Annotated in this window: 22 protein-coding genes and 1 pseudogene; 8 read left to right on the forward strand and 15 right to left on the reverse strand. The window is 60.3% G+C overall.

Features of this window, described 5'->3' with window-relative positions:
• Window positions 1–206 precede the first annotated feature (206 nt).
• The 11 genes from BW979_RS25310 to ffh form a co-directional block, all read right to left on the reverse strand.
• Window positions 207–494, reverse strand: a complete 288-nt coding sequence (locus BW979_RS25310) for a DUF3509 domain-containing protein (RefSeq protein WP_047227509.1) — start codon at window positions 492–494, stop codon at window positions 207–209.
• A 185-nt stretch (window positions 495–679) separates the two neighbouring features.
• Window positions 680–2,050 (reverse strand): transporter substrate-binding domain-containing protein, encoded by a 1,371-nt coding sequence (locus BW979_RS25315; RefSeq protein ID WP_076386214.1) that lies wholly within the window; start codon window positions 2,048–2,050, stop codon window positions 680–682.
• 120 nt (window positions 2,051–2,170) lie between these two features.
• Complete coding sequence (gene thrC, locus BW979_RS25320) at window positions 2,171–3,580, reverse strand: threonine synthase (RefSeq protein ID WP_047227507.1); 1,410 nt, start codon at window positions 3,578–3,580, stop codon at window positions 2,171–2,173.
• A 103-nt stretch (window positions 3,581–3,683) separates the two neighbouring features.
• A complete protein-coding gene (locus tag BW979_RS25325; protein WP_047227506.1) occupies window positions 3,684–4,988 on the reverse strand; it encodes a homoserine dehydrogenase in 1,305 nt (434 codons plus the stop codon).
• A 132-nt stretch (window positions 4,989–5,120) separates the two neighbouring features.
• Complete coding sequence (gene dsbC / locus BW979_RS25330) at window positions 5,121–5,852, reverse strand: bifunctional protein-disulfide isomerase/oxidoreductase DsbC (RefSeq protein ID WP_076386216.1); 732 nt, start codon at window positions 5,850–5,852, stop codon at window positions 5,121–5,123.
• Window positions 5,853–6,173: 321 nt separating this feature from the next.
• Window positions 6,174–7,070 (reverse strand): site-specific tyrosine recombinase XerD, encoded by an 897-nt coding sequence (gene xerD / locus BW979_RS25335; protein WP_047227504.1) that lies wholly within the window; start codon window positions 7,068–7,070, stop codon window positions 6,174–6,176.
• Window positions 7,071–7,201: 131 nt separating this feature from the next.
• Window positions 7,202–7,552, reverse strand: a complete 351-nt coding sequence (gene rplS, locus BW979_RS25340) for a 50S ribosomal protein L19 (protein ID WP_003175895.1) — start codon at window positions 7,550–7,552, stop codon at window positions 7,202–7,204.
• Window positions 7,553–7,561: 9 nt separating this feature from the next.
• Window positions 7,562–8,371, reverse strand: a complete 810-nt coding sequence (gene trmD / locus BW979_RS25345; protein ID WP_171061421.1) for a tRNA (guanosine(37)-N1)-methyltransferase TrmD — start codon at window positions 8,369–8,371, stop codon at window positions 7,562–7,564.
• A complete protein-coding gene (gene rimM, locus BW979_RS25350; protein WP_047227502.1) occupies window positions 8,353–8,889 on the reverse strand; it encodes a ribosome maturation factor RimM in 537 nt (178 codons plus the stop codon). Before rimM ends, trmD begins: the two co-directional genes overlap by 19 nt.
• Before the next feature lie 5 nt (window positions 8,890–8,894).
• Window positions 8,895–9,146, reverse strand: coding sequence for a 30S ribosomal protein S16 (gene rpsP / locus BW979_RS25355; RefSeq protein WP_003198088.1), 252 nt, complete (start codon window positions 9,144–9,146; stop codon window positions 8,895–8,897).
• 251 nt (window positions 9,147–9,397) lie between these two features.
• The gene (gene ffh, locus BW979_RS25360) at window positions 9,398–10,774 is read right to left on the reverse strand and encodes a signal recognition particle protein (protein ID WP_047227501.1); all 1,377 of its coding nucleotides are present in this window, start codon (window positions 10,772–10,774) and stop codon (window positions 9,398–9,400) included.
• A 207-nt stretch (window positions 10,775–10,981) separates the two neighbouring features.
• On the opposite strand from ffh, the gene BW979_RS25365 reads away from it, so the two are divergent.
• The 8 genes from BW979_RS25365 (at window position 10,982) to cmoB (ending at window position 20,131) form a co-directional block, all read left to right on the forward strand.
• Entirely contained in the window at window positions 10,982–11,794 is an 813-nt protein-coding gene (locus BW979_RS25365) for a cytochrome C assembly family protein (protein WP_047227500.1), read from the forward strand.
• Window positions 11,795–11,806: 12 nt separating this feature from the next.
• On the forward strand, window positions 11,807–13,048 hold the full coding sequence (locus BW979_RS25370; RefSeq protein ID WP_076386218.1) for an HlyC/CorC family transporter: 1,242 nt from the start codon (window positions 11,807–11,809) through the stop codon (window positions 13,046–13,048).
• A 172-nt stretch (window positions 13,049–13,220) separates the two neighbouring features.
• Window positions 13,221–14,534, forward strand: a complete 1,314-nt coding sequence (locus BW979_RS25375) for an MFS transporter (RefSeq protein WP_047227498.1) — start codon at window positions 13,221–13,223, stop codon at window positions 14,532–14,534.
• A 150-nt stretch (window positions 14,535–14,684) separates the two neighbouring features.
• Window positions 14,685–17,099, forward strand: a complete 2,415-nt coding sequence (gene lon, locus BW979_RS25380) for an endopeptidase La (RefSeq protein ID WP_047227497.1) — start codon at window positions 14,685–14,687, stop codon at window positions 17,097–17,099.
• Window positions 17,100–17,308: 209 nt separating this feature from the next.
• Window positions 17,309–17,701: a protease inhibitor I42 family protein gene (locus tag BW979_RS25385; RefSeq protein WP_047227496.1), complete on the forward strand. Its 393-nt coding sequence runs from the start codon at window positions 17,309–17,311 to the stop codon at window positions 17,699–17,701.
• Window positions 17,702–17,703: 2 nt separating this feature from the next.
• Entirely contained in the window at window positions 17,704–18,339 is a 636-nt protein-coding gene (locus BW979_RS25390; RefSeq protein ID WP_047227495.1) for a lysoplasmalogenase, read from the forward strand.
• 95 nt (window positions 18,340–18,434) lie between these two features.
• Window positions 18,435–19,178, forward strand: coding sequence for a carboxy-S-adenosyl-L-methionine synthase CmoA (gene cmoA / locus BW979_RS25395; protein ID WP_047227494.1), 744 nt, complete (start codon window positions 18,435–18,437; stop codon window positions 19,176–19,178).
• Window positions 19,175–20,131, forward strand: coding sequence for a tRNA 5-methoxyuridine(34)/uridine 5-oxyacetic acid(34) synthase CmoB (gene cmoB / locus BW979_RS25400; RefSeq protein ID WP_047227493.1), 957 nt, complete (start codon window positions 19,175–19,177; stop codon window positions 20,129–20,131). Before cmoA ends, cmoB begins: the two co-directional genes overlap by 4 nt.
• A gap of 236 nt (window positions 20,132–20,367) precedes the next feature.
• Here the strand turns inward: cmoB and tadA are convergent, their stop codons facing one another.
• The 4 genes and pseudogenes from tadA to BW979_RS27925 form a co-directional block, all read right to left on the reverse strand.
• A complete protein-coding gene (tadA, locus tag BW979_RS25405) occupies window positions 20,368–20,865 on the reverse strand; it encodes a tRNA adenosine(34) deaminase TadA (RefSeq protein WP_047227492.1) in 498 nt (165 codons plus the stop codon).
• On the reverse strand, window positions 20,865–22,241 hold the full coding sequence (locus BW979_RS25410) for a multicopper oxidase family protein (protein ID WP_076386220.1): 1,377 nt from the start codon (window positions 22,239–22,241) through the stop codon (window positions 20,865–20,867). The genes tadA and BW979_RS25410 overlap by 1 nt, the downstream gene beginning before the upstream one ends.
• A 168-nt stretch (window positions 22,242–22,409) precedes the next feature.
• Complete coding sequence (locus tag BW979_RS25415; RefSeq protein ID WP_076386222.1) at window positions 22,410–22,934, reverse strand: helix-turn-helix transcriptional regulator; 525 nt, start codon at window positions 22,932–22,934, stop codon at window positions 22,410–22,412.
• A 3-nt stretch (window positions 22,935–22,937) separates the two neighbouring features.
• A pseudogene (locus BW979_RS27925) lies at window positions 22,938–23,212 on the reverse strand (hypothetical protein).
• Between the last annotated feature and the right edge of the window lie 340 nt (window positions 23,213–23,552).

Here is a 23,552-nt window from a genome sequence, read left to right on the forward strand (position 1 = left end):
TGGGAGCGGCATCGCTCAGCGCCAGAGCACGCTAAAACCTTAAACGCCGGGCAAAAAGAAACCCCGAGAAGTGGGGAGACAACTCGGGGTTAAACGCGACCATTCAGGTCCGTACAACAAGCGACAAGCACCGGAGCACAATGCTTGATCTTGCTGGTAAAGGGTCTGACTCATCAGGACGTAGGAAGGTTCCCACGAAATAGTGTTCAATTCGGGAGAGCCATCACCTTGTCACGTGCCAGATTACGCAGCGCCGCGATCACACAGGGCTCAAGCCGGCCCTCGGCAATCAGCACGTCGCGGTGCAGGCCATCGACCACGTCCGTCAGTTGGCGTCTGTCGGTCAATTGCGCTTGGTTGAACATGCGTTCGACCATGATGGCCCCGGAGGCATTCTTCAGCGTTACCAGACACTCGCCCCTGGCGCCAGAGGGAGTCAGCGTCACCTGATACGGGCTCAAAGCCTCACCCAGCAATAGGCTGATACTTTCCATTCGCTCACCCTTCAATAGTCCGAAAACAACTGCTTGTTCACAGTAAATGACCGTGGGCCGCAGCAGAAAGTTCGTTCGCATACCGAGCCGGTACACCTCGAAGCCGTTGAACCGAGCATGCGCGTCCAATATGACAGGCAAACAACAGCTACCGCTTGAGGGAATTTTCTCGCGAGCCGGTTGCGTCAAGCCAGCAATGGCTCAGCGCGGTTCCACCGGCGCCCGACATCGATCCAGCCTCCCAGCAAACCGCGCAACTGCCCATCGGCCCCATAAAAAGGCACCGACCAATGATAGATTTTGCGTAATCCACTCCTGAACATCAGTTGACGATCGACGAACCGGGACTGGCCGGTTCGCAGTTGCTCCATGACCTCTCCATGCAGCAGCTCGGCAGTCGCCGGCGGGAACACCGCGGAATCCGTCAGCCGGGTCCCCCGCAACTTTTCAAAGCGCGTCGCGAACTGCTCTTCGTAACTCTTGTTGCACATGATCAGGCGCCCTTCCAGGTCACGAATGAAGATCGGATCGGGAATGGCATCCATCAAGGCCCTCTGGAGCATCAACTGATCATTGAGGACAGCCTCGGCCTTGAGGCGCTGGTCGATTTGTATCTGCAGGCGGCGGTTCCAGAGCAGGGACAGCAGAGCGAACAACACGACCACCGTCACACACCAATAACCCCAGCGGGAAATCCGCAACCAGACCGATGGCGCCTGGCCAGGGGCGATACCGGCCATCCATTTGGAACGCAGCGCCCGCATTTCTTCGGCCGGAAAAGCTTCCAGCGCCTTGTTCAGAATACTCAGCAATGGGAGCAGATCCTGACGTACAGCCAGATAATCCGGTTCCCACTTGCCCTCCAGACTTCTTCCTACACGCAACTGTCCCGCCGGATAAAGGTGCACCCCGGTTTCGTTTTCAATGGTGGCGTGGGCCTCCCGGCTCTCCACCAGGGCCCTCGCTTCCCCGTAAGTCTTGACCGTGCGCAACTCGATGGCCGGGTAGTCGCGCCGGATCTGCGCCTCCAATGCATGCCGTGCCGGCAATGCCAGGATCTTGCCATTGAGCTGCTCCAGCGAATCGGGGACGGACTCCCCGTCGCGCCCGACGAATACCCAGCCGGAACCGCCAAAGGCGTGGCTGAAGCTCAGAAAATCCCTGCGTTCGTCGTTCATCGCCAGCGTGGTCGTCATGTCGGCCTCTGCGTTTTCCAGCATCGCCAGCAATTGTTCAGGGGAGAACGACTCCCGATGCACAAACTCAAGGCCTGTCATGCGCGCAATACGCTGGAGAATGTCGTTGTTCAGGCCGTTCCACTGCCCATGCTCATTCTTGAACAGGTACAACGGAAACTGCATCGAGGCCACGATGACCTGCGGGTTTTGCTCGATCCATTTCAATTCCTGCGGATCCAGCACCAACCGTTCGCCGGGGCCGAACGGTGGCGTTTCGTAGGTCGCCAACTGTGCGGCGTCCACCCCCAGTGTCCAAAACACCAGGACCAGGCCCATCATCCAGCCCAGGGCTGGTTTGCGTCTGATAAAAAACAACATCTGCATATCCTTCGAGATTACTCGCCCGTCCCTCCAAGGGCGAAAACCCGATCAGTTTGGCATGCAGAAACAAGAAAGCCCGTCAGGAGACGGGCTTCAAAATGTGACAGGTTTCAGCGCTCAGAGAGGCTTGCCGCGGTTGCCATGCTGACTGACAAAGGCCTGCACGGCTTTCAAGTCATTGGGCAACACGGTGCAACGCTCATCTCGCTCAAACAAATCAGAAAGATGTGCGGGTAGTTCGAGCGCTTTTCCTACACCGGCCTTCTCCACCGCTTCCGGAAACTTGACCGGATGAGCAGTGCCCAGGATCACCATCGGAATGTCCAGACTGCGACGGCACTCACGAGCGGCTCTCACACCGATGGCCGTATGTGGATCGAGCAATTCACCGCTCTGCTCGAACACCTCGGCAATGGTCTCGCAGGTTTGCGCATCATCCACCGCCAGGGAGTCAAACAGCTTGCGCGCTTCGGTCCAGCGCTCAGGCTCGACGCTGAAACCACCGCCCTGCCGGAAGCTGTCCATCAGGCCGGCAATTGCCGCGCCATTGCGACCGTGCAGGTCGAACAGCAAGCGCTCGAAGTTCGACGACACCATGATGTCCATGGACGGCGACAGCGTAGCGTGCAGGGTTTCCTTGACGTACTGGTTGCCGCTCATGAAGCGGTGCAGGATGTCGTTGCGGTTGGTGGCGACGATCAACTGGTTGATCGGCAGCCCCATGTTGCGCGCCAGATAACCGGCAAAGATATCGCCGAAGTTACCCGTAGGCACCGAGAACGATACCGAACGGGCCGGGCCGCCCAGTTGCAGGGCCGCGTGGAAGTAATAAACGATCTGGGCCATGATCCGCGCCCAGTTGATCGAGTTCACTGCGACCAGCCGCGTACCTTTGAGGAAGCTCTGGTCGGCAAAACTGGCCTTGACCATTTCCTGGCAGTCATCGAAGTTGCCTTCGATGGCGATGTTATGGATGTTATCGCCGAAAATCGTCGTCATCTGCCGACGCTGCACTTCCGAGACACGGTTGTGCGGGTGCAGGATGAAGATGTCGACGTTCTCGCAATGCTTGCAGCCTTCGATGGCGGCCGAACCGGTATCGCCGGAAGTGGCACCGACAATCACGACACGCTCGCCACGCTTTTGCAGCACGTAGTCCAGCAGACGACCGAGCAATTGCAGGGCGAAGTCCTTGAAAGCCAGGGTCGGGCCGTGGAACAGCTCCATCACCCATTCGTTACCGTTGAGCTGACGCAACGGCGCGATGGCGTTGTGGGAAAAGACGCCATAGGTCTCTTCCAGGATTTTCTTGAAGTCGGCGTCCGGGATGCTGCCGGTGACAAACGGGCGCATGACCCGGAAGGCCAGCTCGTGATACGGCAAGCCGGCCCAGGAGGCGATCTCTTCCTGGGTGAAACGCGGCAGGTTTTCCGGCACATAGAGGCCGCCGTCCGTGGCCAGGCCGGCCAGCAGGACATCTTCGAAATTCAGGGCCGGTGCCTGGCCGCGGGTGCTGATATAGCGCATAGGAGCAAACCTTTGGTTTGAGCTGCAAGCTACGAGCTGAAAGCTACAAGTAAAGCGGGGTTGCTTTTAACTTGTAGCGTGCAGCTCGTCGCTTGTAGCTGCTTCAGTTCAAGTGTTCGACGCGGATACGGACCACCGGCCCGACGACGCCCTGGAGAGCCTCCAACGCGGTGATCGCGTCGTTGATGCGCTGCTCGACCACTCGGTGGGTCAGCAGGATCATCGGCACCAGGCCATCGTGTTCCTCGACTTCCTTCTGCATGATCGACTCGATGTTGATGCCGCGCTCCGAAAGGATGCTCGCCACCTGAGCCAGTACCCCTGGGTGGTCCTTGGCCTGGATACGCAGGTAGTAGGCACTTTCGCATGCTTCGATCGGAAGAATCGGATGATCCGACAGCGAGTCCGGCTGGAAAGCCAGGTGCGGCACACGGTTCTCCGGGTCGGAGGTCATCGCACGCACCACATCCACCAGGTCGGCCACCACCGAGGAAGCGGTCGGTTCCATGCCGGCGCCAGCACCGTAGAACAGCGTGGAGCCCGCGGCGTCGCCGTTGACCATCACAGCGTTCATCACGCCGTTGACGTTGGCGATCAGGCGATCGGCCGGGATCAAGGTCGGGTGCACGCGCAGCTCAATGCCACTGGCCGTGCTACGGGCTACGCCCAGGTGCTTGATGCGGTAGCCCAAGGCTTCAGCGTAGTTCACGTCAGCGGTGGTCAGCTTGGTGATGCCTTCGGTGTATGCCTTGTCGAATTGCAGCGGAATACCAAAGGCGATAGACGCCAGGATCGTCAGCTTGTGCGCCGCGTCGATGCCTTCCACGTCAAAGGTCGGATCGGCTTCTGCGTAACCCAGGGCCTGGGCCTCGGCGAGCACGTCTTCGAAGGTGCGACCCTTTTCGCGCATCTCGGTGAGAATGAAGTTCCCGGTGCCGTTGATGATCCCGGCGACCCAGTTGATGCGGTTGGCCGAAAGGCCTTCACGAATCGCCTTGATCACCGGAATGCCACCGGCCACGGCGGCTTCGAACGCAACGATCACGCCCTTTTCCCGCGCCTTGGCGAAAATCTCATTACCGTGAACAGCGATAAGCGCCTTGTTCGCGGTGACCACATGCTTGCCATTCTCGATGGCCTTGAGTACCAGCTCGCGGGCAACGGTATAGCCGCCCATCAGCTCTATGACGATGTCGATCTCAGGGTTCGTGGCCACTTCGAAGACATCGTTGGTAATCGCAATACCGGTCGTCTGGAACTGAGGCTTTGGCGTGCGCATGGCAATTTGTGCCACTTCGATTCCACGCCCGGCACGACGAGCAATTTCCTCGGCGTTGCGCTGAAGTACGTTGAAGGTGCCGCCACCGACGGTACCTAACCCACAGATGCCTACTTTGACCGGATTCACTCTTGACTCCCCATGAAACGGCCGACGCAAGGTCGGCCGTGAAATACAGCCGCGCAGCAACGCGACTTTGTGTTTAACGGCCCGTCGAAGGTTTTCGCCGAGCCGTGATCTTCATAAACGCACTGCCCATGATCATTTGGCACCAAGGGCCAGTTTGGCGACTTGTGGCGCCGGCTGGTAGCCCGGAATCACCTGGCCGTCCGCCAAAACGATGGCCGGCGTACCGTTCACACCGATGGACTGACCGAGGGCGAACTGCTTGGAAACCGGGTTTTCGCACTTGGCGGCCTTGATTTCCTTGCCATCGACCATCTTGTCCATGGCCGCTTTTTTGTCCTTGGAGCACCAGACCGCCTGCAACTGCTCATCACCCGGTGAACCCAGGCCCTGGCGCGGAAACGCCACATAGCGCACTTCGATGCCGCGCTTGTTCAGCTCCGGCACTTCGGCGTGCAGCTTGTGGCAATACGGGCAGGTGGTGTCGGTGAACACGGTGATGTGGGACTTGGTTTCGCCGACCGCCGGGTAAACCACGGTTTCGGCAACAGGAATACCGTTGATCAGCTTGGAAATGCCCTGGCGTTCGGTCTTCTCGGTGAGGTTGACCGGCTTGCCATCCTTGAGCTCGAACAGGTTGCCCTGGACGATGTACTGACCGTCGGCGCTGGCGTAGAGCACGCGGCTGCCCTGGAGCTTGACTTCATACAGGCCGGACATGGGGCTGGCGGTGATGGTTTCGATCGGCACCTCCATCTGAAGGTTTTCCAGGCTCTTGCGGATAGCCTTGTCGGCCGCGTCGTCGGCGATGGCAACAGTACTGGCCAACGCAATGGCGGCGGCGGTGAACATCTGGATCAAACGCATGGGAGCTCCTGAGACGGACAAATGGGACGGGGAACGCCGACCGGCAGATTCGGGTTCCAACCGCCCACTGTGCAAACCGGCAAAGCCTACCACATAAGGCCCGCATGGCCGAATGCCGGTGATACAAGGCATATGGATGCCTTTTTTCTGTGTGCTGGCGTGGGTTCACATATCTGGCGCTCACCACAACTCCCTGTGGGAGCGAGCCTGCTCGCGATAGCGGTGGGTCAGCTTGCATTGATTTTGAATGCGCCACCGTCATCGCGAGCAGGCTCGCTCCCACATGGGCTATCGGGTACTCATCAATCCAGGGATCTTCATTCAGCCTCGGGGGTGATGCTTGGCGTGCAGATCCTGCAACCGCGCCCGAGCCACATGGGTGTAGATCTGAGTGGTGGACAGGTCGCTGTGGCCCAGCAGCATCTGCACCACACGCAAGTCGGCGCCGTGGTTGAGCAGGTGCGTGGCGAAGGCATGGCGCAAGGTGTGTGGGGACAGTGACTTGCCGATCCCGGCCACCTTGGCCTGGTGCTTGATGCGGTGCCAGAAGGTCTGGCGGGTCATCTGCTCGCCGCGCAGGCTGGGAAACAGCACGTCGCTGGGGCGCCCGCCCAGCAGTTCATGACGCGCATCGCGCATGTAGCGCTCAACCCAGACGATTGCCTCTTCGCCCATGGGCACCAGACGCTCCTTGCTGCCTTTGCCCATCACCCGCAGCACGCCCTGGCGCAGGTTGACCTGCTCCAGCGTGAGACTGATCAGCTCGGTGACCCGCAGGCCGCACGCATACAAAACCTCCAGCATGGCCCGGTCGCGCTGACCGATGGCTTCGCTGAGATCCGGCGCCGCCAGCAGCGCCTCTACATCGGCTTCGGACAGGGACTTGGGTAACGGTCGCCCCAGCTGCGGCATCTCCACGCGCAAGGTCGGATCCACCGCAATCAGCTTTTCCCGCAGTAAATAACGATAAAACCCACGCAAACCCGAGAGAAACCGTGCGGTCGAGCGCGGCTTGTAGTTCTGCTCCAGACGCCACGCCAGGTGATCGAGGATCAACTCTCGCCCGGCATTGGCCAGCTCCAGGCCTTGTTCCTGCAACCAGCCATTGAACAGCGCCAAGTCGCTGCGATAGGCATCGCGGGTGTTGTCGGACAGTCCCTTCTCCAGCCATAGGGCGTCGAGAAACTGGTCTATCAGCGGGTGATCAATGGCTGGCATAAAAACTCATGAGGGATGCGTGCGTACGCGGCATCGAAATGGAAATGATGAGATGCAGGGTGCTCAAAGACCAAATCGCAGGCAACAAAAAAGCAGCCCGCAGGCTGCTTTTTTTGCATCGGAAGCTGGACTTAAGCCAGTTTTTCCTTGATGCGAGCTGCTTTACCGGACAGGTCACGCAGGTAGTACAGCTTGGCTTTACGTACGTCACCGCGACGCTTGACAGCCATGCTGTCGATTTGCGGGCTGTAGGTCTGGAAAGTACGCTCTACGCCAACACCGTTGGAGATTTTACGAACGGTGAATGCACTGTTTACGCCGCGGTTACGCTTGGCGATAACAACGCCTTCGAACGCTTGCAGACGCGAACGGTCGCCTTCCTTCACTTTCACCTGAACGACAATGGTGTCGCCCGGGGCAAAGGTAGGGATTTCTTTGGTCATCTGCTCTGCTTCGAGTGCAAGAATGATTTTGTTAGTCATGCTGTGCTCCTAAGGCAAGTCGTCGGACTTACCATCGATACGTTGTGAACTATCGTCCCGCTCGCGGATATATTCCTCGAGCAGCTTCTTCTCTTCTCCAGAAAGCGAGCGGCTTTCCAGAAGATCGGCGCGTCGTTCATAGGTCCGACCAAGGGACTGCTGTAAACGCCAACGCCGGATGTGCGCGTGGTTGCCACTTAGCAACACGTCGGGAACACGCTGATCCGCATACACCTCCGGTCGGGTGTAGTGCGGGCAATCCAGCAGACCATCCGTAAAGGAATCTTCCTCGGCGGAATCTGCATGCCCTAAAGCTCCAGGCAGCAGTCGTGTAACCGCATCGATCAGGACCATCGCCGGCAGCTCGCCGCCAGACAGTACATAGTCGCCAATCGACCACTCTTCATCGACATGAGCTTCAATAAAACGCTCGTCAATGCCTTCATAACGGCCGGCAATCAGGATCAATGCATCCGAATTTGCCAGCTCGCGTACCGCCGACTGAGTCAGCTGACGGCCTTGGGGCGACAGGTAAATCACCTTCGCGCCCTCCCCGGCTGCGGTTCTGGCCTGAACCAGAGCGTCTTCCAGGGGCTTGATCTTCATCACCATGCCCGGACCACCGCCAAACGGGCGATCGTCCACAGTGTGATGCCGATCCGTGGTGTAGTCCCGCGGATTCCAACAGGTAAGCTGCAACAGCTCCTGTTTCACCGCGCGGCTGGTTATGCCGTACTCGCTGATGGCGGAAAACATCTCGGGAAACAACGTGATGACTTCAACGCGCAAATTAGCCACGTTTAGAAATCCGCATCCCATTCCACCTTCATCTCGCCTGCTGCAAGGTCGACGGCCAACACGCATTGCTCGGTATAGGGCAACAGGCGTTCGCGATCATCCAGGCTGCCGACGCAAGGCTTGACCACCATGACATCGTTCGAACCGGTCTCGAGCAGGTGATCGATTTTCCCGAGCAATTGCCCGAGGTGGTCGATGACCTTCAGACCCACCAGCTGGTACCAGTAGTACTCGCCGTCGGTCAGTTCAGGGAACAGGTTGCGTGGCACGCAGATCTCAAAACCGGCCAGAAGACGCGCTTCTTCACGATCATCGAGATCCTTGAGCTTTGCGACCAGGAACTTGTCGTTCCCACGTCCGCTGACCAGCTCAACCTGTTTCACGCTACCTTCGCGCTTGAGCGTCCAGGTTTTGTAGTCCAACAGGTTTTTGATCGGATCAGTAAAGGAATACACCTTCACTTCGCCGCGAACGCCATGAACAGAATAGATTTTGCCGACAACGATCAAATCATCAGCATCTTTTGGCGTCGCGTTCATATTGCTCAGGCCGCAGCCTTAGCCGATTCCTTCAACAACTGAGCAACACGCTCAGAAGGTTGTGCACCAACGCTCAGCCAGTAGGCTACGCGCTCTTGGTTCACGGACAGACGAACTTCCTGACCACGGGCAACAGGGTTGAAGAAACCAACCTGCTCCTTGTGGGAACCGTCACGCGGGTTGCGGCTGTCGGTTACGGTCAGGTGGTAAAACGGGCGCTTTTTGGAGCCGCCAAGGGCAAGACGGATTGTTAGCATGTGAACATCGTTCCTGTAGTCGGTGCTGCAAATCTAAATGCACAGCGGGCATAGGTGCCCGAAAGGCCGCATATTCTAAGGAATATCCGGACTTTTGCAAATGTCTTTTTCCGGCGCCTGGCGCCATGCGATCAAGATTTGCCATAGAGCCGTCATGAAAAACGGCAGGTCAGCTCCCGTGCAGCACGGGTTTGCTGGAGATCCCCGCATCCGTGCGGGGCAACGCCGGCATGACAGCCGGCGCAGATTCTTTACATTTTCGGCATGCCGCCGCCGGGCAACATACCGCCCATGCCGCGCATCATCTTGGCCATCCCGCCCTTGGCGGAGAATTTCTTCATCATCTTCTGCATCTGCTTGTGCTGCTTGATCAAGCGACCGATGTCCTGCACCTGGGTACCGGACCCCATGGCGATGCGGCGTTTGCGCGAACCGCTGATCAGCTCAGGGTCACGGCGCTCGGCCGGGGTCATGGAGTTGATGATGGCTTCCATCTGCTTGAACTGCTTTTCAGCCGCGCCCTGGGCATTGCCCATCTGCGCCAGGTTCACGCCACCGATGCTCGGCAGTTTATCCATGAGGCCGCCGAGGCCGCCCATGTTCTTCATTTGTTGCAGCTGATCGCGGAAGTCTTCGAGGTCGAAGCCCTTGCCCTTCTTCAGCTTCTTGGCCAGTTTGTCGGCCTTGTCCTTGTCGAGGGTCTGCTCGGCCTGCTCGATTAGGCTGAGCACGTCGCCCATGCCGAGGATCCGCGAGGCAATACGCTCGGGATGGAACGGCTCGAGCGCTTCGCTCTTCTCGCCCATACCGATGAACTTGATCGGCTTGCCAGTGATGGCACGGACCGACAGCGCGGCACCGCCACGGGCATCACCGTCGACCTTGGTCAGGATCACGCCGGTCAGCGGCAGCGCATCACCGAACGCCTTGGCGGTGTTGGCCGCGTCCTGGCCGGTCATGGCATCGACCACGAACAGGGTTTCCACCGGGTTGATCGCGGCATGCAACGCCTTGATCTCGCCCATCATCTCTTCGTCGATGTGCAGGCGACCGGCGGTATCGACGATGACCACGTCGATGAATTTCAGTTTTGCTTCTTTAATAGCCGCCTGGGCGATGTCCACCGGCTTCTGGCTCAGGTCGGACGGGAAGAACGTCACGCCGATGTCGTTGGCCAGGGTTTCGAGCTGTTTGATCGCCGCCGGGCGATAGATGTCCGCGGACACCACCATCACCGACTTCTTCTTGCGCTCTTTAAGGAAGCGCGCCAGCTTGCCGGCCGTGGTGGTCTTGCCCGCGCCCTGCAGGCCGGCCATCAGCACCACCGCTGGCGGCACGGCGCTCAGGTTCAGGTCTTCGTTGGCGGCGCCCATCAGGCTTTCGAGTTCGGCCTGGACGATCTTCACGAACGCCTGGCCCGGCGTCAGGCTGCGCGACACCTCGGCGCCGACGGCGCGTTCCTTGACCGAATTGACGAAGTCCTTGACCACCGGCAGGGCGACGTCGGCTTCGAGCAACGCCATGCGCACTTCGCGCAGGGTGTCTTTGATATTGTCCTCGGTCAGCTTCGCCTTGCCGGTGACATGGCGCAGCGTCTGCGAGAGACGGTCGGTTAGGTTTTCAAACATGCGCGATCCTTTCAGGCCCAGATAAGACCGGGATAATGGCGGCCCAGACCGTAAAAAATGTGCTCGGCGAGCCTGCGGCGTGGGCAGGTCGCGGATTATAGCGAAGACTGCGCCCGGCGCACACCTCGCCGTCAGTTGCGCTGGTCTTTCGTGCGATGGGGATTCTATGCCAAACTCAGCGCCTTTCGGGCCTGCCTAACAGGATTTATGCTCCCCTTGTCACCCAGTTTGCTTGCCTCCCTCGCCGCCGCTTGTCTTTATGCCGCTGCGACCCTCTATCAAGGCTCCCGCCTGGCCACCGGCGCCAAGGCGAACAAACGCCTGCTGGTCATGCTTGGCGTGCTGGCGGTGCTCGGCCACGCGGCCAGCCTTTATACCCACCTGATGACGCCCATTGGCCTGGGCCTGGACTTCTTCAACGCCGCCAGCCTCATTGCCGTGGCCGTGATCGCCCTGACGCTGCTGGCCTGTTCACGCATCCCGGTGGAAAACCTGCTGGTGCTGCTTTTCCCGCTGGGCCTGGCCACGGTGCTGCTGGCGCAATTCGCGCCGTCGGGCACGGTACAGATCATCGATGAAGAACCGGGCATCCTGGCCCACATCCTGCTCTCGATCCTCGCTTACGGCCTGTTCACCATCGCGGTGTTCCAGGCCTTGCTGCTGCTGGTGCAGGATCACCAGCTCAAGCACAAGCACCCTTCCGGGCTGATCCGCAACTTCCCGCCCTTGCAGACCATGGAAAGCCTGTTGTTCGGCTTCCTCTGGGCCGGCTGGACGCTGCTGTCGCTGTCGCTGATCTCTGGCTGGCTGTTCGTCGAAAACCTGTTCGCCCAGCACCTGGTGCACAAAACCCTGCTGGCGTGCCTGGCGTGGGTGGTGTTCAGCGTACTGCTGTGGGGCCGAAATCGGCTGGGCTGGCGCGGCCATAAAGCCATTCGCTGGACCCTGGCCGGTTTCTGCCTGCTGATGCTGGCGTACTTCGGCAGCAAGCTGGTTCGTGAATACATTCTGCATGTCTGACGGACGCCTCTGATGGATATGTTGCCCGTGGGCCCGCTGTTCGCTGTACTGGTCGTGCTGATCCTCTGGTCCGCCCTGTTCACGGCCATCGAAGCCGCCCAGCAGCATTTGCTGGCCCAACGCAAGGCTTCGCGCGCCGGTGACAAACCGCTGGCGAAGCTGAGTTTCCCCCGGGACAGTCTGATTCTGTGCAATACCCTCTGCCGCGCCCTCGCGGTGGTGATCGGAACACTGCTGGCGATTTTTACCTGGCTGCAACACGGCGCCTGGGTAGCGTGGCTCGGTACCAGTGCGGCCTTGCTGGTCTTTGCCGATTACCTGCCGCGCACCCTGGCCACCCGCCATCCCGACGCGGTACTGGCGTTGGGCAACGCCTTGCTTGGCGTACCCTTGAAGATTCTTTATCCATTTGCCTGGCTGTTGAATGGCATCAGTCAATTGCTGTTGCGTCCGTTTGCCCGCCAGGCAAGCGTGGTACAGCAAAACGACGATGAAATGCCCACACCCGCGCGCAACGATCACGAACCCGAACACAACAGCGGTCGGCCGCATCCGGTTTCCGGCATCCATGCCCTGGACAACATTACCGTCAACGATATTCTCGTGCCCCGCAGTGAGGTCGATGGCATTAACCTCGACGACCCCATCGGCGACATCATTGAACAGTTGCGCCTGAACCGCCGCACTCGCCTGCCGGTGTTTCACAGCGACATCAACCAGGTCGAAGCGGTGCTCAACACCCGCCAGATCCGCCACCTGCTCAAGGACGCGAGCCTGACCCAGGAAGCACTGCTGGCTGCCTGCCACGAACCCTACTTCGTTCCCGAGAGCACGCCACTGCAGCTGCAATTGCTGAATTTCCACAAGCAGCAACGGCGCCTGGGCATGGTGGTGGACGAATATGGCGAAGTGCTGGGCATTGTCACCCTGGAAGACATCCTTGAAGAAATCGTCGGGGAGTTCGAAAGCGAGCACAGCCTCGACAACCCCCACGTCCATCCCCAGCCTGATGGACGCCTCATGATCGATGGCGCCGCGTCGATCCGCGAACTGAACAGGACCCTGGGCTGGCACCTGCCTTGCGAAGGCCCCAAGACCCTCAACGGCCTGGTGACCGAAGCACTGGAGACCATTCCCGAAAGCCCGGTCTGCCTGAAGATCGGCCGCTATCGGCTGGAAATCATCGAAACCGTGGATAACCGCGTCAGCCAGGTGCTGGTGTGGCACAACAGTTCGGTGCCGCTGGCGTCCTAAGCCCTCGCCACAGGGTTGTGCGCAAGCGCCGCTATTGTGTACGGGCTCTCTTGTTGAATCGTTAGCCCCCTTCCTATACTCAACCCGCTTATCCAGCGCGCGCCAGCGAGCCGAGGGAGTTCGACCATAATAATTAGCTCCAACGGAGCACATGACTGTCAGGGATAACCGCATGACAACGACCACTTGCAACGAAGCTGTGTCTGCCCCGCCGACGAACTCCGCCACCCGCGTGGCGACCGCAAGCTTCATCGGCACGGCCATCGAGTTCTATGACTTCTACGTCTACGCCACGGCTGCGGCCCTGGTGATCGGGCCGGTGTTCTTCCCGCAAACCTCAGGCACGGCACAGATGCTCTCGTCCTTCCTGACGTTCGGCATCGCATTCCTCGCTCGCCCGCTGGGTTCGGCGCTGTTCGGCCACTTCGGCGACCGGATCGGGCGCAAGTCCACGCTGGTGGCTTCCCTGCTGCTGATGGGTGTGTGTACCACGCTGATCGGCGTACTGCCCGGTTACGCCAGTATTGGCGCCTGGGCGCCGATCCTGTTGTGCGTGCTGCGTTTTGGCCAGGGGTTGGGCCTGGGCGGTGAATGGGGTGGCGCAGCGTTGCTTGCCACCGAGAACGCGCCCAAGGGCAAACGCGCTTGGTTCGGTATGTTTCCCCAACTGGGGCCCTCGATCGGCTTTCTGGCGGCCAACGGGTTGTTCCTGACCCTGGCCATGACCCTGGACGACGAGCAGTTCCGTTCCTGGGGCTGGCGGATCCCGTTCCTGCTCAGTGCGGTGCTGGTGATCGTCGGCCTTTATGTGCGCCTCAAGCTTCATGAAACACCCGTCTTCGCCGATGCCATGGCCCGCCAGGAACGGGTGAAAGTTCCGCTGGTCGAGCTGTTCAGCCAGTACTGGGCGCCGACGTTGCTGGGTGCCGCGGCGATGGTGGTGTGTTATGCGCTGTTCTACATCTCGACCGTGTTTTCCCTGAGCTACGGTGTGTCCACCCTCGGCTACAGCCGCGAAACCTTCCTCGGCCTGCTGTGCTTTGCGGTGCTGTTCATGGCCGCCGCGACGCCGCTGTCGGCCTGGGCCAGCGACCGCTACGGCCGCAAACCGATATTGCTTATCGGGGGCGTACTGGCAATTGCCTCGGGCTTCCTCATGGAGCCCTTGCTGACCCAGGGCACAACCTTGGGCGTGGCGCTGTTCCTGTGCATCGAGCTGTTTCTGATGGGCGTGACCTTCGCCCCCATGGGCGCCCTGCTACCAGAACTGTTTCCCACCCATGTGCGCTATACCGGCGCCTCGGCCGCCTACAACCTGGGCGGCATCGTCGGCGCTTCGGCCGCCCCGTTCTTTGCCCAGAAACTGGTGGCAATGGGCGGTTTGAGCTACGTCGGTGGTTATGTCTCGGGGGCCGCGGTGCTCAGCGTGATCGCGGTACTGTGCCTGAAAGAGACGCGCCATAACGATTTGAACAGGGTCGCCTGAACCCTCGGTGCGGGCCCGGCGACAGGCCCGCACCGAACCTGTCACAAGGCTGAATGCCTTGCAATGAAATAACAGCTAACAATCGCCCACCATTGAAACCACCCCTCACCTGCCCCATCTAAGACCCATACTCCATTGCGCAGGTGCCCCATGAGCGACCAGCACTCTACTGAAGCCACGAACGATTACGCCGACTCCGAACACATCGAACACACCTCCTCCGGCACCGGCCTGGCCCTGCCCGGCCAAAACCTGCCGGACAAGGTCTACATCATTCCAATCCACAATCGCCCGTTCTTCCCGGCCCAAGTGCTGCCGGTCATTGTCAATGAGGAACCTTGGGCTGAAACCCTGGAATTGGTCGCCAAATCCGAACACCATTCCCTGGCGCTGTTTTTCATGGATACGCCCCAGGAAGATCCGCGCCACTTCGACACCTCAGCGCTGCCGCTGTATGGCACGCTGGTCAAGGTGCACCACGCCAGTCGCGAAGGCGGCAAACTGCAGTTCGTTGCCCAGGGTCTGACCCGCGTGCGCATCCGCACCTGGCTCAAGCACCATCGCCCACCGTACCTGGTGGAAGTCGAATACCCGCACCAGCCAAGCGAGCCGACCGACGAGGTCAAGGCCTATGGCATGGCGTTGATCAATGCGATCAAGGAGCTGCTTCCACTCAATCCGCTGTACAGCGAAGAGCTGAAGAATTACCTCAACCGCTTCAGCCCCAACGACCCGTCGCCCCTGACTGACTTTGCCGCCGCACTCACCTCGGCCACCGGCAGTGAGTTGCAGGAAGTGCTCGATTGCGTCCCCATGCTCAAGCGCATGGAAAAAGTGCTGCCGATGCTGCGCAAGGAAGTTGAAGTCGCGCGGCTGCAGAAGGAGATTTCTGCCGAGGTCAACAACAAGATTGGCGAGCATCAGCGCGAATTCTTCCTCAAGGAGCAGTTGAAGGTCATCCAGCAGGAGCTGGGGCTGACCAAGGACGATCGCAGCGCCGATATCGAACAATTCGAGCAACGGCTGGAGGGCAAGGACTTGCCGGCCCAGGCGCAAAAGCGCATCGAAGAGGAAATGAACAAGCTCTCGATCCTGGAAACCGGCTCGCCGGAATACGCGGTCACCCGCAATTACCTAGATTGGGCGACGTCGGTGCCGTGGGGCGTGTATGGCCAGGACAAGCTCGACCTCAAGCACGCGCGCAAGGTGCTCGACCAGCACCATGCCGGGCTGGGGGACATCAAGGACCGCATCCTCGAGTTTCTCGCCGTGGGTGCCTATAAAGGCGAAATCAGCGGCTCCATCGTGCTGCTGGTGGGGCCGCCGGGGGTGGGCAAGACCAGTGTCGGCAAGTCCATCGCCGAAACCCTGGGTCGGCCGTTCTACCGTTTCAGCGTCGGCGGCATGCGCGATGAAGCCGAAATCAAGGGCCATCGGCGCACCTACATCGGTGCTCAACCGGGCAAGCTGGTGCAGGCGCTTAAAGATGTCGAAGTGATGAACCCGGTGATCATGCTCGACGAGATCGACAAGATGGGTCAGAGCTACCAGGGCGATCCGGCCTCGGCCTTGCTGGAAACCCTCGACCCGGAGCAGAACGTCGAATTCCTCGATCACTACCTGGACCTGCGCCTGGACCTGTCGAAAGTGCTCTTCGTGTGCACCGCCAACACCCTGGACTCGATCCCTGGCCCGCTGCTGGACCGGATGGAAGTGATTCGCCTGTCGGGCTATATCACCGAAGAGAAGGTCGCCATCGCCAAGCGCCATTTGTGGCCCAAACAACTGGCCAAGGCCGGCGTGTCCAAAGGCAGCCTGAATATCACCGACAGCGCCCTCAAGGCCCTGATCGACGGTTATGCCCGTGAGGCCGGGGTGCGGCAGCTGGAGAAACAGCTGGGCAAGCTGGTGCGCAAGGCGGTGATGAAACTGATCGATGACCCGAAAGCCGTGATCAAGCTCGGGCCCAAGGACCTTGAGGCATCGCTGGGCAAGCCGGTGTTCCGCAACGAGCAAGTGCTGTCCGGCATCGGTGTGATTACCGGCCTGGCCTGGACCAGCATGGGCGGCGCGACGCTGCCGATCGAAGCGACGCGCATCCACACGCTCAATCGCGGCTTCAAGCTCACCGGGCAACTGGGGGAGGTGATGAAAGAGTCAGCAGAAATCGCCCACAGCTACGTCAGCTCGCATTTGAAGCAGTTTGGCGGCGATCCGAAGTTCTTCGACGAAGCCTTCGTTCACTTGCACGTACCGGAAGGCGCCACCCCCAAGGACGGTCCGAGTGCCGGGGTGACCATGGCCAGCGCCTTGCTGTCCCTGGCTCGCAACCAGGCGCCGAAAAAAGGCGTGGCCATGACCGGCGAACTGACCCTCACCGGGCACGTGCTGCCCATTGGTGGGGTGCGCGAGAAAGTGATCGCAGCGCGACGGCAGAAAATCAATGAGCTGATCCTGCCGGAAGCCAACCGGGGCAACTTCGAAGAACTGCCGGACTACCTCAAGGAAGGCGTCACCGTGCACTTCGCCAAGCGGTTTGCCGATGTGGCCAAGGTGTTGTTCTGATAGTCCTGTAGCGCTTGTGCGGGCCTCATCGCGAGCAGGCTCGCTCCCACAGTGGCTTTGTGTTGTTCACAACATGTGTGATCCACACCAAACCCTTGTGGGAGCGAGCCTGCTCGCGATAAGGCCATGAGATCCAACACATGCCCCGCTGACACACCCAGTAGCATCTTCGGTTATGCTCGCCGTTCGTCGTGAATGCCGGAGCCCTTATGTCCCTCACCCGCCTGCTCGTCCCTTTCAGCCTCGCCCTGCTGAGTGCCTGCGCCACGCAACCGAAACACAACGTGACCGTGGAAAAACTGAGCCAGTGCCCGGTGCAGCTCACTAACGGCCAGAACCTGATCCTGAATTTGCCCAGCAACCCCAGCACCGGTTATCGCTGGGCGGTCCAGGATTCGGCTGGCGGCGTGCTGAAGGCCTGGGGGCCTGAGGTTTACCGCAACCCGGAAGACGCCGGCATCGTCGGCGCGGCCGGGGTATCAACCTGGCGTTTCCAGGCATTTGCTGCCGGAACCGGTCGCTTGCGCCTGACTTATCAACAGCCCTGGGCACCTGAAGTACCGCCGGTGGAAACCTTCGACTGCGCCATTTCGGTGAATTGATCATGGGTTGGCTGATCCTTGCATTGATGGGCGCGGCCACCTATGTGTACGGGCTCACTGTGCATGCCACCCTGCTGTGCCTGCTGGTCAAGCCGATGCCGGTGCTGGCCCTGCTCGGCTGGCTGCACGATGCGCCACCCAGCGAATATCGACGCTGGATCAGCCTGGGATTGATTTTCTCGCTGGTGGGCGATGTGCTGCTGGCTTGGCCCGGGGATCTGTTCGTGTTCGGCCTTGGCGCGTTTCTGCTGGCGCACCTGGCCTATCTGAAAGCCTACCTCAGCGACTGTCGCCGTCCGGCGTTGCTATCGCTGGCCCTGGCATTGGGGCTTGGCGCAACGCTGCTGGGGATTCTGATATCGAGCGGTCTGGGGCCTTTGCTCGTCCCGGTGATTGTCTATGGCCTGGCCATCAGCGCCATGCTCTGGCGTGCGCTGGCGCGATTGGGTACTGAAGTCCCCGAGCGCTCGGCCTGGCTGGCCGCTGCCGGGGCTCTGGCGTTTGTGTTTTCCGACAGCGTCATTGGCATAAACCGGTTCGTGGCGCCCTTTCATGCCGCGCCTTACCTGATCATCATCAGTTATTGGCTGGGCCAGTGGGGCATTGCGGCGTCGGCCTTCACTCAAAAAAACCACTGAACCAGAGAGCAAGCCCGGCGCTCACAAAGGCTCGCTCCCAGAGGTTTTTTGGTTAAAATGCCGGCCTTTTCACCACCCATGCCGCTGGAACTGCCGTGAGCAAAGAACCCGATCGTCTATTCGCCCAGCCCCTGGCCCAGGTGCCTGACTTCGCCTTTAACGAGGACGTGGTGCGGGTGTTTCCGGACATGATCAAGCGTTCGGTGCCGGGTTACCCGACCATCGTCGAGAACCTGGGCGTGCTCGCCGCGCAATTTGCCCAGCCGGACAGCGTCCTCTACGACCTGGGCTCGTCCCTGGGCGCGGTGACCCAGGCCCTGCGCCGCCATGTGCGCACCGACGGTTGCCGGGTGATTGCGGTGGATAACTCAGCGGCCATGGTCGAGCGCTGCCGCGAGTACCTTAACGGCCAGGACTCGATGTTCCAGGAGTTGCTGCCGGTTGAAGTGATCGAAGGCGACATCCTCGCCCTGACGTTCCAGCCGGCCTCGGTGGTAGCGCTGAACTTCACCCTGCAATTCATCGCGCCGGATCAGCGTACCGCCTTGTTGAGCCGCATCCGCCAGTCCCTGCTGCCCGGCGGTGCGTTGATCCTCTCGGAGAAGCTGCGCTTTAACGATGAACAAGAGCACGCGCTGCTCAACGACCTGCATGTGGCGTTCAAGCGCGCCAACGGCTACAGCGAGCTGGAAATCGCCCAGAAGCGCAGCGCCATCGAAAACGTCATGAAGCCCGACAGTCTCGAAGAACACCGCGAACGCCTGCTGGCGGCCGGTTTCTCGAAAGTCGTGCCGTGGTTCCAGTGTCTTAATTTTGCCTCGTTGATTGCCCTGCCATGATTGATCTGTCTCCCCTGGCCCGCCATCTGGCCGGCACACCTCTGGCCGATTGGGCCGCGACGCTGCAAACGCAACTGGACAGCAAAATGGAAAAGGGTCATGGCGACCTAGAGCGCTGGCAGAGCGCCCTCGATGCCTTGCCAGTGCTGCAACCGACCCGGATTGACCTGCTGAACGGCCTGACCCTCGACACCGATTGCAGCGACGAAACCCGTGAACAGATGCGAACCGCGCTGATGGGCCTGTCGCCGTGGCGCAAAGGGCCTTTCGACCTGTTTGGCGTGCACGTTGACACCGAATGGCGTTCGGACTGGAAGTGGTCGCGGGTCGCCCCGCACCTGGACCTGGTGGGCAAGCGCATCCTCGATGTGGGCTGCGGCAACGGTTATTACATGTGGCGGATGCTCGGTGCCGGTGCCGACACGGTGATCGGCGTCGACCCCAACTGGCTGTTCTTCTGCCAGTTCCAGGCGGTGCAGCGCTACCTCTCGCAGCCCAACGCCTGGCACCTGCCTTTCCCATTCGAGGCGCTGCCGCCGGAGCTGGAAGGCTTCGATACGGTGTTTTCCATGGGCGTGTTCTACCATCGCCGCTCGCCGATCGAGCATTTGCTGGCGCTCAAGGATTGCCTGGTCAAGGGCGGAGAGCTGGTCCTGGAAACCCTGGTGATCGAGGGCGATGAACATCAGGTGCTGGTCCCCGAGGACCGTTACGCACAGATGCGCAACGTCTGGTTCCTGCCTTCAGTCCCAGCCCTGGAACGCTGGCTGCGCCGCGCCGGGTTCAGCGATGTGCGCTGTGTGGACGTGAGCTTGACCACCGTGGAAGAACAGCGCAGCACCGAGTGGATGAAGTATCAGTCGCTTAGCGACTTTCTCGATCCCGCCGACCACAGCAAAACCATCGAAGGACTGCCGGCGCCAATGCGGGCGGTGATTGTGGCGCGGAAATAAATCGCCCTGGTACCACAACCCCCCTCTGTGGGAGCGGGCTTGCTCGCGAAGGCGGCAGCACATTCAACATGAATGCAAGGCTCAGCTCCCACAGGGATTGTGGTGAACGCAGGATCTGTGGACACCCGGGACCCCATGTGGGAGCTGAGCTTGCTCGCGATGGCGGCGGACCATTCAACATCTATGTGACTGACACGCCGCTTTCGCGAGCAAGCCCGCTCCCACAGGGTACAGCGTCAGTCTTGGGATTTGGCTCTGCGGGCCTTGAAGAACTCGCTCAACACCGCACTGCACTCGTCAGCCAACACCCCGCCCTCGAACATCACCCGGTGATTCAGAAACCCCTGGCTGAAAAATTGCCCCTGGCTCTGCACAATGCCGGCCTTGGGCTCCAGGGCGCCGTAGACGACCCGGGCGATGCGCGAGTGAACGATGAGGCCGGCGCACATGCTGCACGGCTCCAGCGTCACATAGAGGGTGCTGCCGGGCAGGCGATAGTTACTCACGGCCTGGGCGGCGGCGCGGATGGCGACCATTTCCGCATGGGCGCTGGGGTCGTGGCCGCTGATCGGGCAGTTGAAGCCGCGGCCGATGATCTCACCGTCCTGCACGAGCACTGCGCCCACCGGCACTTCACCCAAAGCCGCGCCTTGTGCGGCGAGGCTCAGGGCTTCGCGCATGAAATCCTGGTCACGGCTGCGGTCGATGATTTTGGCGGGGCGAATCTGGCGCATCACGCCACCTCGATGGCGGCCATCAGGCCGGTTTCCATGTGGTCGATCACATGGCAATGGAACATCCACACGCCTGGGTTATCCGCCACCAGCGCCACCTGCGCCCGCTCGTTCTTGCCCAGCAGATAGGTGTCGGTGAAATACGGGATGACCTTGTGCCGGTTGGATGCAATCACCTTGAAGCTCATGCCGTGCAAATGGATCGGATGCTGGTACTGAGTCATGTTCTTCAATTCGAAAATATAGCTCTGGCCTTTTTTCAACGTGGCGATTGGCCGGTCGGCGCAGGTCTTGTCGGTGATGTCCCAGGCCTTGCCGTTGATCTGCCACAAACTCGGTGGTTTGCCGTTGTCGACATTGACCGACACCGAACCGACCCACTCGAAATTGAAGTTGAGTTTCTCGGCATTGGCCAGGTCCGGCTCGGCCACCGGGTTAGGTGGCAGCGCGGGCGGCCACTGGGCCGGCGCCTCGTTGTTGGGCACGGAGCGCAAAGTGCCCAGCCGCACCGGACCATTGCGCAATGACAACTCCTCCCCGGCCGCCGGCGCCTTGATCGCCAGGCAAATGCGCATGCCCGGACCCAGCCAGTATTCCTTGCCCAGCGGGCGCGGCGCGACAGGGTTACCGTCCAGGGCGTAGATCTGCGCCTCGACGCCAGGAATGTTGATGCGGTAGGTCAGGGTATTGTCCAGGTTCAGCAAGCGTACCCGGGTGATCTGTCCGGCCGGCAGATCAATCACCGGTAGCGGCACGCCGTTGATGGTCGACAAACGCCCGGCCGTCCCGCCACGGGCCGCTTCACGGGGAATGCTGAAGGCGACGAACTCGCCTTGCTCATCCACATGCCAGTTCTTGAGGCTGAGGGTTTGTTCGTATTTGAAGCCGGTGGGCTCACGCTCCTCGACAATCAAAGGCCCAACGAGCCCGCGACCGAGCTCCTCGCTGCTGTTGACGTGGGGGTGATACCAATAGCTGCCGGCGTCCGGCACGCGGAATTTGTAATCGAAGTATTCACCCGGCAGCACCGGCAATTGCGAGACATACGGCACGCCGTCCATCTCCAGCGGCAGACGGATACCGTGCCAGTGAATGGTGGTCGCAACCGGCAGGTGATTAATGAAGCGCACCCGCAACCATTCGCCCTGACGCACCCGCAATTCAGTACCCGGTGCCGACGGACCAAAAGCCCAGGCCTGGGTCTTGTGCCCGGCCACCAGCTCCACGTCCAGGGGCGCGGCGATCAACTCATAGTCGTGACCGGCCTCGGCATCGGCCATCTTGCCCAACCAATACCGCGACGCGCCCCCCGCCCCTACGCCCACGACAACAAGACCGGCCAGGCCACCGAGTATTTGGCGACGGGTAAAGGACATGAAGCGACCACCTCTTGAATCTGCGGCGGACCCTGGGGCCCGCAAAAGGCGAATACGATACACCTGCAATTGAGAAATATTAAGTGAAGGATTGTCGCGCCACCCGGTCGAGCCATGATCGTCAGATGCGACAAGGGCGCCTAATGGCGCCCCAAGCGGTTCAGACGGTCACCCAACCAAAGCTTCCAACTCTCTGGCAGCCAAGCCAGGTAACCGCCGCCCCTCTTTCGCAACGTTGACCTGCAAAGCCACCTGCGCCAGATCCAACACGTGCTTGGGAAGTGAATAGCTGCCCTTGGCCTGCAGCCAGGTCAGGATGTCTGCCAAGTGCCAGATAGACGAACTCCCTTCGTGCACAGGCGTCGGGAAGCTGCCAGGATGAGCCAACATCAGCTTGCGCATGTTCTGTCGAGATACGCCTACGATTTCGGCTACGTCGGTCAGCCCGACCCAATCAGGAGCAACCTCGATCAGTTTGGCCGACGGCACCGCGCGGCGGACATCGCCCAGGGCGCTAAGCACGGCCTTGATCGCATCCGCAGCCTCCCGAGTGAACTCAAGCGCCAGCCGCACCGGTTGCCCAATGCCTACCAGAGCGTCGTCGCAGCCAGCCTCACCCAGCCGCTCGACCAGTTCATCCGCGGGACAGTCATCACCAGCGAGCTGATATTTCAAGGTAAAGGTGTATTCCATTTCCTAGTCCTCAGCACCGTCATCAGCTTCGCGCCAATTACGATGCGCAGTGCAATTGTCCACAACGCGCCGCAATGCTCGCGCGTGATTGCCAGGGTTCTTTGGCGTGCTCCATATCGACGTAATGCAGAACTCACCGCAGCGGCAGTCCTCATCGTTATAAGGACAATAAGCCGCCCCCAGGCGTGACTACCGCCAACTACTACACGCCAGCCCTGCGCTTCGGCATGCCTAAGCACTTCTTCGACCTCTTTCTTCGGGTGCGAGGGACGACTTATCCGTGATCTCCAGTATTCGCATGGCCCACTAGGTTGTCAATCGACAACCTTGGCCCGCTCTTCAATAGCTGCGATACCCGCAGGCCATACCGCCCGATGATAAGCGCCTCTCGGCCCCCGCTGAGACGGTAATCGTAGCGAAACGTGACGGGAAAACCGCTTGACAGAAGCTTTCCTCAGGAGACCCGCAGATGAGAAATAGTAAGGCCAGTCAAAATGAAAAAACCCTGGAGAGGTTATCCACAGGGTTTTCCTGTACACATCGATACGGTGGTCATTCGTGCAGCATGCGCAGATAAGAGACTCTTCGCGCATCTGCTGCGTTGAATCAGCAACTTGG

The sequence above is a fragment of the Pseudomonas sp. A214 genome, from assembly GCF_900156295.1.
Lineage (GTDB): Bacteria > Pseudomonadota > Gammaproteobacteria > Pseudomonadales > Pseudomonadaceae > Aquipseudomonas > Aquipseudomonas rhizophila.

Excerpts from the sequence above, each read along its gene's own strand:
- BW979_RS25310 (WP_047227509.1), bottom strand. The coding sequence starts at position 494 with ATGGAAAGTATCAGCCTATTGCTGGGTGAGGCTTTGAGCCCGTATCAG.
- BW979_RS25315 (WP_076386214.1), bottom strand. The coding sequence starts at position 2,050 with ATGTTGTTTTTTATCAGACGCAAACCAGCCCTGGGCTGGATGATGGGC.
- thrC (WP_047227507.1), bottom strand. The coding sequence starts at position 3,580 with ATGCGCTATATCAGCACCCGCGGCCAGGCACCGGCCCTGAATTTCGAA.
- dsbC (WP_076386216.1), bottom strand. The coding sequence starts at position 5,852 with ATGCGTTTGATCCAGATGTTCACCGCCGCCGCCATTGCGTTGGCCAGT.
- xerD (WP_047227504.1), bottom strand. The coding sequence starts at position 7,070 with ATGCCAGCCATTGATCACCCGCTGATAGACCAGTTTCTCGACGCCCTA.
- rplS (WP_003175895.1), bottom strand. The coding sequence starts at position 7,552 with ATGACTAACAAAATCATTCTTGCACTCGAAGCAGAGCAGATGACCAAA.
- trmD (WP_171061421.1), bottom strand. The coding sequence starts at position 8,371 with ATGGGATGCGGATTTCTAAACGTGGCTAATTTGCGCGTTGAAGTCATC.
- rimM (WP_047227502.1), bottom strand. The coding sequence starts at position 8,889 with ATGAACGCGACGCCAAAAGATGCTGATGATTTGATCGTTGTCGGCAAA.
- rpsP (WP_003198088.1), bottom strand. The coding sequence starts at position 9,146 with ATGCTAACAATCCGTCTTGCCCTTGGCGGCTCCAAAAAGCGCCCGTTT.
- ffh (WP_047227501.1), bottom strand. The coding sequence starts at position 10,774 with ATGTTTGAAAACCTAACCGACCGTCTCTCGCAGACGCTGCGCCATGTC.
- BW979_RS25365 (WP_047227500.1), top strand. The coding sequence starts at position 10,982 with ATGCTCCCCTTGTCACCCAGTTTGCTTGCCTCCCTCGCCGCCGCTTGT.
- BW979_RS25370 (WP_076386218.1), top strand. The coding sequence starts at position 11,807 with ATGGATATGTTGCCCGTGGGCCCGCTGTTCGCTGTACTGGTCGTGCTG.
- BW979_RS25375 (WP_047227498.1), top strand. The coding sequence starts at position 13,221 with ATGACAACGACCACTTGCAACGAAGCTGTGTCTGCCCCGCCGACGAAC.
- lon (WP_047227497.1), top strand. The coding sequence starts at position 14,685 with ATGAGCGACCAGCACTCTACTGAAGCCACGAACGATTACGCCGACTCC.
- BW979_RS25385 (WP_047227496.1), top strand. The coding sequence starts at position 17,309 with ATGTCCCTCACCCGCCTGCTCGTCCCTTTCAGCCTCGCCCTGCTGAGT.
- BW979_RS25390 (WP_047227495.1), top strand. The coding sequence starts at position 17,704 with ATGGGTTGGCTGATCCTTGCATTGATGGGCGCGGCCACCTATGTGTAC.
- cmoB (WP_047227493.1), top strand. The coding sequence starts at position 19,175 with ATGATTGATCTGTCTCCCCTGGCCCGCCATCTGGCCGGCACACCTCTG.
- tadA (WP_047227492.1), bottom strand. The coding sequence starts at position 20,865 with ATGCGCCAGATTCGCCCCGCCAAAATCATCGACCGCAGCCGTGACCAG.
- BW979_RS25410 (WP_076386220.1), bottom strand. The coding sequence starts at position 22,241 with ATGTCCTTTACCCGTCGCCAAATACTCGGTGGCCTGGCCGGTCTTGTT.
- BW979_RS25415 (WP_076386222.1), bottom strand. The coding sequence starts at position 22,934 with ATGGAATACACCTTTACCTTGAAATATCAGCTCGCTGGTGATGACTGT.